The organism is Methanobrevibacter sp. (assembly GCF_045577275.1).
In the GTDB taxonomy this organism is placed as follows: Archaea; Methanobacteriota; Methanobacteria; order Methanobacteriales; family Methanobacteriaceae; genus Methanobrevibacter.
In genome coordinates, this window is the sequence record NZ_JAZNIB010000233.1 from 1 (window position 1) to 7,794 (window position 7,794).

The window sequence follows — 7,794 nt, forward strand, 5'->3', positions numbered from 1 at the left end:
ATGAAAATGATTAAGCAAACATTAGGATTGAATGTAGAAGATTCAAAATATTACATCAAGCTAATTATAGAAGCTACCTTAATCGGTTTATTCTCAGGATTAGTGGTATCATTATACAGATTTGGATTGGACAACTCTGAAAATATCTTATTTTCTACATTGAAGTACATACAAGGAGACTTCCTGCTTACTGTTGCATGGTTTGCAATACTTGCAGTCATGGGTTTTATAACAGCTCTTCTAATGAAATGGGATCCTGACAGCTTGGGAAGCGGAATACCTATAGTTATGGGTGAAGTGAAAGGATACTTTGATGTCTGCTGGTGGAAAACATTGATTGCCAAATTTATTGGAGGAACCCTTACAGCACTTGGAGGGCTTTCCTTAGGAAGGGAAGGACCATCCGTGCAATTAGGTGCAATGGCTGCAAAAGGTGTTTCAAAATACCTTCCAAACAGCAAAACCGATGAAAAGCGTCTTTTGGTATGCGGAAGTGGAGCAGGACTTGCAGCTACATTCAGTGCTCCTCTTGCAGGTTTCATTTTTACTTTAGAGGAAATCAACAAAGGTTTTGACAGGTCAATCGTCATTGTAGGATTGGTCTCAGCAGTTGTTGCTGACTTGGTATCCAAATTATTCTTTGGACAAAGTCCAATATTCCCATTCACATCATTGGATTTGCCTTTAAACTATTTCTGGCTATTGATACTTTTAGGAATTGTAGTGGGGATTTTAGGTTACCTCTACAATATTGGAATGATTAAGGCATCTGATATGTGGGACAGATTAAGTTTCCTTCCTTTGGAAGCAAAATATGTGATTGTATTTCTTGTAACTGGATTAGTAGGGCTGGTTTTGCCTAATGTGCTTGGTGGAGGATATTCCATGATGCATTTGATAGAATATACCTTGCCTCCATTATCAATTTTAATCGTTCTTTTGATTGGAAAATATTTGCTTTTAGCATTCTGTTTCGGTTCAAGTGCGCCTGGAGGAATTTTCTACCCAGTACTTGTTATTGGAGCGTATATCGGTGCAATATTCAGTGCAATAGTTATTCCAATTTTCGGCTTGAACCCTATGATTGCATATAAGTTCATCATGATTTCAATGGCGGCGATGTTTGCAAGTTCAGTGAGAACCCCAATTACCGCAGTTGTATTGATTGCAGAAATGACTGGAGTGACAAACTCCCTTGTAGCAATGATAGTTGTGACAATCCTTGCATATATCATTCCAACAATCCTTGGAAATGATCCAATCTATGAAACATTGCTTATGAGATTGCTTAAAAAGAACAAAGGAATTGATTTCGATAAAACAAAAAGCGTTTTGGAAGAGTATGTTGTGCCAATAGACTGTGCATTGATAGGAACAAAAATTTGGGAGCTTCCTATTCCAAAATCTGCAATGGTCGTTTCAGTTGTAAGAAGTGGCAATACCTTAATCCCAGATGAGGATTTGGAATTGAAATATGCAGACGAACTATTCATAATCATGAATCAAAACACATACTCTGAGGATAATCAAAAGATAGAGTCCTTGATTTACAACAATTGGAAAAATGAATAAAAGGTGGAAATATGAGAATCGCTGTTGCATCATCAAATGGAGAAAACGTGGATTTGCACTTTGGAAAGGCAAGATCATTATTTGTTTATGAATATGATGAAGAAAAGGATGAATTTAAGTTTATAGACCAAAGGAATGTTGAAATCGAAGTGGATATGAAACACCAAAATCCAAAGATCATCAAAGCAATCGAAGACTGTGAAGTATGCATCTGCGAGCAATTTGGCCCTAAAGCTGCAATTTATTCTGAAGACGCTGGTTTAAAACTTGTTAAGGATGAAGGAACCGTTGAAGAAGTCTTAAGAAAATATATTGATCATGTAAACTTCATGAAAAACATTAAAATTTAAAAAATAATCTTTTTATTAGTTGGTGAAGAATGTCAAATAAACTTAATTTAAAGCCAAGAGCTATGATGTACCCTTCTCCTGCAGTTATCGCTTCTGCATATGATGAAGAGGGAAAAGCGGATTCATGCACACTTGCATTTGCTGCTATGTGCAGCCATAAGCCACCTGCAGTAATGATTGCAATCAATTCAACCGCTAAGCGAAAGACCCTTAAAAGCATATTGGAAAGAAAAGAGTTTGTTTTAGGTTTTCCAACAATAGACCAAGTTGCAGAAACCGACTATATTGGAATGGCATCAGGATATGACGTTGATAAGATTGAAAAAGTAGGATTCACTACAACAAAAGCGGAAAAAGTGAATGCCCCTATCATAAATGAGATGAAGGTTTCAGTTGAATGCAAAGTCATGAATATTGTAGAAGTGGGAAGCCATACTCAAATAATCGGAGAAATCGTAAACATTCAAGCAGATGAAGATGTTATCGGTGAGAAGGGAAAAGTGGATTTGAAATTGCTTAATCCAATAGTTTACGATGATGTCCTATACGACTACTATCAAGTGGGAGATAAAATAGCTGATGCATTCAATGTGGGCGTCAAGTTTAGAAAATAGTGCGCTTAAGTAAAAAAAATTATTTTTTAGCTCCTTGAAGTGCAATAGGAACATATTTTTTATATTTTTCATTATTAAGTAAGTCTCTGTGCTCTAAAAGGTACTTACTTGATAACTTATTAATTTGAGATAACTTTAATTGACTGTTGATATATCCTTCTTCTTTTACTAACTTAATTAGTCCTTTTCCATATGTCAAGGATGGATCTGCAACTCTTTGCCTCATTGAATCTATAAGGGATTGGCTGCCAATATCCAATGTTCTGCACATTTCATCCATTTCATCAAGAATCTTTAATCCCCATTCTTCCAAACTGATTTCCTCACCATCTTTAATCAGTTTCATATCATAATCATAAGCCGCCTCAGCAACCATTTCCTCATTGTAAATAGCTTCCTCTTGCCAATTTTCATAATCTGACTCATCAGCAATCAATGTATAAATGAGGAATAAATGAAGAAACTCCATATCTTTTTTAATCAAACCGCATTTATAAAATGGATTAATGTCCAAAGTTCTTATTTCTATATATTGAATTCCATCATTTCTTAAAGATAAAAGCACATCTCTTGGGTCTTTAGGTTTTAATCTGATTTGAGTGTACAATTCCTTAGCTTGTGAGAGCTTACCCTCTTCGATGAAAGACTGAACATCAGCGGCGAATGCCTCTACTGAATCATAATTTGGATATAAATGCTCTAAATTTTTATAACCGCATGAGGCATTTCTGAATGAAGGGCCTCTTTCACTATACACCCCTCCTTGACCATCATTACATTCCATCAAATCGGTACATTCAGGAGTGAATGTATTGTGGGCTGCAACAGAACATCCTGTAAGATAGATTATAAGCCAAACATAACGAATGTAATTCCTTGATATCTTTAAATAGACCATATTTTTGAATTCTTGATAGGAAATCCTTGAATTCTTGTCCCTTTCTATTTCACTAAGGTCTATGTTTTCATACAATTTTTCTATCAGTTCATCCTTGAATGAAAAATTAAAATGAATTCCTGAAATCATTTGCTTTCTAAGCCCATATTTTTTAGCCAATCCTTTCCTATATTCCATTGACTCTTCGGCCAATTCCTTTCCTTTATACTTTGCAATTGGGATTTTGCTTGAATCTGGAAGTATGCAAGGCAATGACTGGAACCACAAATACTCATCATCATCCAAAGAACTGTTAACAAGATCAGACATGAATGAAAAGAAGGAAAAGGCTTCATCAATTGTATCAAATGCAGGAGTGATAATCTCTATTTGGCTTTCTGAGAAATCTGTTGTAATGTATGGATTTGATAATTTGTTTCCAAATACTTCAGGGTGTGGACTAAGTGACAACTCTCCATTTCCACGTACTCTTAATCCTTCCCATTCTATTCCGAAGGAGCCTTTTTTTAAATCCTCTGCACATGCATTCTTATGCAATTGAGATAAATTGAATATTCTATCCATTTAATCATCCTTTAAATAACTATAACTCACCATAATATTTAATGATTTCTTCTAAACTTATTCCCTCTTCCAGTGAATCCAATATCCTTTTTCCAGGATTTGTTCTTTCTTCCACATTTTTATATAAGGGTTCCAAAAATATTTCTTCACCAAGACCTCTTTCCTTCAAACCATCTGTTGCCAAATCCAAGACATCTCTTGCAAGATCATATACCTCACCCTTATCAATTGAACTTGGCAATTCGGTTTTTATAAATAATTTTCGAAGCTCTGTTATGTTATAACAATCGTGAAATATAGGGGCGTAAAAAAATAGCTTTTCCAGTTCCTTGGTTTTATGTTTTAAACCTACATGAAAAGCTGCAACAGACATAGAATCCTTGATAGGCTGAGTGCAGACGCTTCTATACTCAAGAGTTCCCCTAAAAGTCAAATTGATAAATTTAAATGCCCTCAAATATTCGATATCATCTAAAGATGGTTTAAACTCAATGTTCCTATAATTTCCTTTACAATAGTACTCCCCTTCAATAGTGTCGCTATTGAAATACTCCTTTAAAGGCATGGAAGGAAAATTGATGTAAATTCCATCACGCATTACACAATAAATGTTTAAGGATTCGAGATAGGAAATCAATTCTCCAATATCCTCAAATTCAATATCATACATCCCAATATTATGGGGATTGATTCCATGGGTACTATACTCCCATAGATTATCCCTAAAGCATACATAATCTTCATTATCCTCTAAAAGGACTGAATTGGAAAAGATCAACGCCTTAATTGGCTCCAGTTTGGAAAATACATTTATGTTTTCAATAAGTTCATCATATGGAACATCTAATTGAACCTGAGAGGCACTTGAAAACATCCCATAACCCGGATAATCATGGAAATACATCAATGAATCAGAATAATTGTCAGCAGACTTCAAATGATTGTAAAGCATCAGATATCTTTCATTTGGAATTGGAATCTCCTGATTGTATTTTCTATAAGGGTTTATTCCCATACCGCTTAAGGTGTGATCATAACTTTCAAACTCTTTTTTAATGAAAGCATAATATTGTCTAAATCTTTCATCGATGGTGAACAAGTCCTCTTCCTTGCCCATTGCAAATTCTATATTGTTATATGAACAGTCATAGCATACAACATCATCATTTTCACGATTCCTTAAAGCATAAATGTTTCCATCATAGTCTATGCCTTCAACTTCAAATGAATTAAAGTGATTCTTAAATGATTCAGTTACACGATGAACTATATCAAAATCCACCGCTTCCTTATTAAGATTAATTATTGGAACCTCAATTTCAATCCCAATATACTCCTTTTTAGATTTTTTGGTGGATTCCAAAAACAATTGACAAATTTTATCTCTTATCATTTCATCTGTAATTGCATCATTGACCATTTAATGCAACCCCCATCGTAATTTAAATTATTCCGAAAGAATAATTTCCCCATTTTTAAAACATTAATAATTATAATTTTTTATAATGCAAATCCTCTTCAAACAAACATATCTAAACCATAAACCTATGGATAATTACCAAACATATTCCCCATCATCAGCTTTTAAAGAATTGGCAAATTTCTCAATAAACTTGAGCTGCTCTTCGGTTTCAACATATTCAAATGAATGTGGTTTTGCTTCAAATAATAACTCCCCATTTGAAAATGAGAGTACAGTATTTAATGGAACTTCTTTCCAATCATTGGAATCTAAAGCTTGAGTTGAAAAGAAAACACTATTTTCTGTTTTCAAATAATATAAAGAGCCTTTATAATTTGTATGAACATACATCTGCTCCCCATCATAAAATATTAAATTTAATTTATTAGATAATGCCATGAAGCTTATCAAGTCAGCAACTATGTCAAATCTCTCTTTTGAACTTAAAGATTCCCCCTTAAAAGATTCAAAACTATTCATTAAATCAACAATAGCTAGAAGAATTCTTTCAGAATCTGTTTCCCCTTCTTCAATAGTTCCATATTTACATAAGTCAGGACAGTCAAAAACAGTCCCATTATGGATAAGAGTCCATCTCCTACCGGAATTATCTTTTTTAACGAAAGGATGGCAATTATAAAAGTCTCTTTCACCAATAGTGCCAAAGCGAATGTGTGCTAAAGCGTTTTTAGAAACAATAGGATTTAATAAGATATTGCCTAACATTATACTGTTGCGAGCTTTTATTGGCTCTTTAACTACGCTATACTTATCTTGATCTAAAATAGCCAATCCCCAACCATGAGGGTGTTCTTCACAATGGCTATAAAATTCTCTCAGATAATCATTAAGCTCTTCTTCTTCTGATGAACTAAATCCAAAGATCTCACACATTTTTTTACCTCCTTTCATTTTTTTGAAAAAATAACACCAAAAATAATGTTATAACAATTGTTATATTTTTTATATTATTTAAATGTTTTAGTAGTAAACCAACGAAACAATAAGATATAAATAAAAATATATTAAAACTATATTTTATTAAACTATATAATAAATATATCATTGAATAAGTAAAGTTCTTTAAAAGCATTTTCTTAAAAGATTTTAAAAATTTTCAAATATATATTGAGAAATTAATAGAAAATAATAAAATAAAAAATGAAATATTGATAATATTTAAATACTATAAAAATCATAACTAACAATAACCTTTATGGGCGGGTTTTAAACTTATTTAAAACTTTTATGATATTATTTTAATTTAAATGGATTGATTCCAGAGCAGGTAAAATATAGATTATAAAAATTATTTAGCTTATAATCAAATTTTATAACTATTTTTGTATCTATTTTTGATATAAGGCCACTTCAGATATCTAAAGTGACATTAGCCCATAACCTGTGAATTTAATATTATATTTTTTATTCTATCTGATGATTATTTATCTGAAATTAATTCAGGTCTAAAGCATTGGATTTAACTAAAACTTATATCATAGTCAAATTTCTATCCTATTTTATACTATAATTATAGTTTAGCCTTGGCTATGTTTTATTAACAAACTAAAAAAAAACAAAAAATTAATTATTCTAAAAAATAATTACGTCAAAAACAATGGAGAAATGATATAATGGCAAAGAAACAAAGACGTAGAGTACGTGACACTTGGAAAGAAAAATCTTGGTACACTATTAAAACTCCTGTAGCATTCGGAGACAAAGAAATTGGTACCACCCCTGCAAGAGACCCAGAACTTGTATACGGAAGAACTGTAGAAGTAACCATGAGAGAATTAACCGGTGACTTCTCCAAACAATACATCAAATTACAATTTGAAGTAGACAACGTTGCTGGAGATATTGCAACCACCAAATTCACTGGTCACAAAACCACTACTGATTACGTAAGAAGTATGATCAGAAGAGGAACCAGTAGAATCGACGCACCTGTTATTGTAACTACCCAAGATGACCGTAAATTAAAACTCCATGTATTAGCTGTAACTACCAGAAGAGCAAAATCTTCCCAACAAAAATTCATGAGAGAAACCATCAACGAATTAGTTACTAAAGTAGCAAGTGAAAAAACCTTTGATGAACTTGTAGAAAACTCTGTAAACGGTAGATTAGCTTCTGAAATTTACCACAAAGCTAAAAAAATCTATCCTCTTAAAAGAGTGGAAATCATCAAAAGTAAAGTATTAGATAAATAAATCTAATATTTTATTTTTTTCTTTTTTTAAACTTTTTTTTAATTATCAATTTACTCAATTTTAACTATTTTAACTATTTAAACTATTTAAACTATTTAAACTATTTAAACTATTTAAA

The 7,794-nt window shown here is 32.4% G+C and carries 7 protein-coding genes; 4 read left to right on the forward strand and 3 right to left on the reverse strand.

Annotation, left to right across the window (positions count from 1 at the left end):
- The 3 genes from ACKI67_RS06625 to ACKI67_RS06635 all read left to right on the forward strand — a co-directional run.
- Positions 1–1,572: ClC family H(+)/Cl(-) exchange transporter (locus tag ACKI67_RS06625; RefSeq protein ID WP_407462664.1), on the forward strand; the 1,572-nt coding region annotated here is incomplete at its 5' end.
- A gap of 11 nt (positions 1,573–1,583) precedes the next feature.
- The gene (locus tag ACKI67_RS06630; protein WP_407462666.1) at positions 1,584–1,922 is read left to right on the forward strand and encodes a NifB/NifX family molybdenum-iron cluster-binding protein; all 339 of its coding nucleotides are present in this window, start codon (positions 1,584–1,586) and stop codon (positions 1,920–1,922) included.
- A gap of 29 nt (positions 1,923–1,951) precedes the next feature.
- Complete coding sequence (locus ACKI67_RS06635) at positions 1,952–2,536, forward strand: flavin reductase family protein (protein ID WP_407462668.1); 585 nt, start codon at positions 1,952–1,954, stop codon at positions 2,534–2,536.
- A 19-nt stretch (positions 2,537–2,555) separates the two neighbouring features.
- On the opposite strand, the gene ACKI67_RS06640 is transcribed toward ACKI67_RS06635, so the two are convergent.
- From ACKI67_RS06640 to ACKI67_RS06650, 3 genes are all read right to left on the reverse strand, one after another.
- Complete coding sequence (locus ACKI67_RS06640) at positions 2,556–3,998, reverse strand: glutamate--cysteine ligase (protein WP_407462669.1); 1,443 nt, start codon at positions 3,996–3,998, stop codon at positions 2,556–2,558.
- Between the two features lie 19 nt (positions 3,999–4,017).
- Entirely contained in the window at positions 4,018–5,418 is a 1,401-nt protein-coding gene (locus tag ACKI67_RS06645) for a hypothetical protein (RefSeq protein ID WP_407462670.1), read from the reverse strand.
- 135 nt (positions 5,419–5,553) lie between these two features.
- Entirely contained in the window at positions 5,554–6,354 is an 801-nt protein-coding gene (locus ACKI67_RS06650) for a class II glutamine amidotransferase (RefSeq protein WP_407462671.1), read from the reverse strand.
- A 740-nt stretch (positions 6,355–7,094) separates the two neighbouring features.
- Here ACKI67_RS06650 and ACKI67_RS06655 point away from each other — a divergent pair.
- Positions 7,095–7,676 (forward strand): 30S ribosomal protein S3ae, encoded by a 582-nt coding sequence (locus ACKI67_RS06655; protein ID WP_407462672.1) that lies wholly within the window; start codon positions 7,095–7,097, stop codon positions 7,674–7,676.
- Positions 7,677–7,794 lie beyond the last annotated feature (118 nt).

What these genes read in the sequence shown, in the direction of transcription:
- ACKI67_RS06630 (WP_407462666.1), top strand. Translation starts at nt 1,584, where the DNA reads ATGAGAATCGCTGTTGCATCATCAAATGGAGAAAACGTGGATTTGCAC.
- ACKI67_RS06635 (WP_407462668.1), top strand. Translation starts at nt 1,952, where the DNA reads ATGTCAAATAAACTTAATTTAAAGCCAAGAGCTATGATGTACCCTTCT.
- ACKI67_RS06640 (WP_407462669.1), bottom strand. Translation starts at nt 3,998, where the DNA reads ATGGATAGAATATTCAATTTATCTCAATTGCATAAGAATGCATGTGCA.
- ACKI67_RS06645 (WP_407462670.1), bottom strand. Translation starts at nt 5,418, where the DNA reads ATGGTCAATGATGCAATTACAGATGAAATGATAAGAGATAAAATTTGT.
- ACKI67_RS06650 (WP_407462671.1), bottom strand. Translation starts at nt 6,354, where the DNA reads ATGTGTGAGATCTTTGGATTTAGTTCATCAGAAGAAGAAGAGCTTAAT.
- ACKI67_RS06655 (WP_407462672.1), top strand. Translation starts at nt 7,095, where the DNA reads ATGGCAAAGAAACAAAGACGTAGAGTACGTGACACTTGGAAAGAAAAA.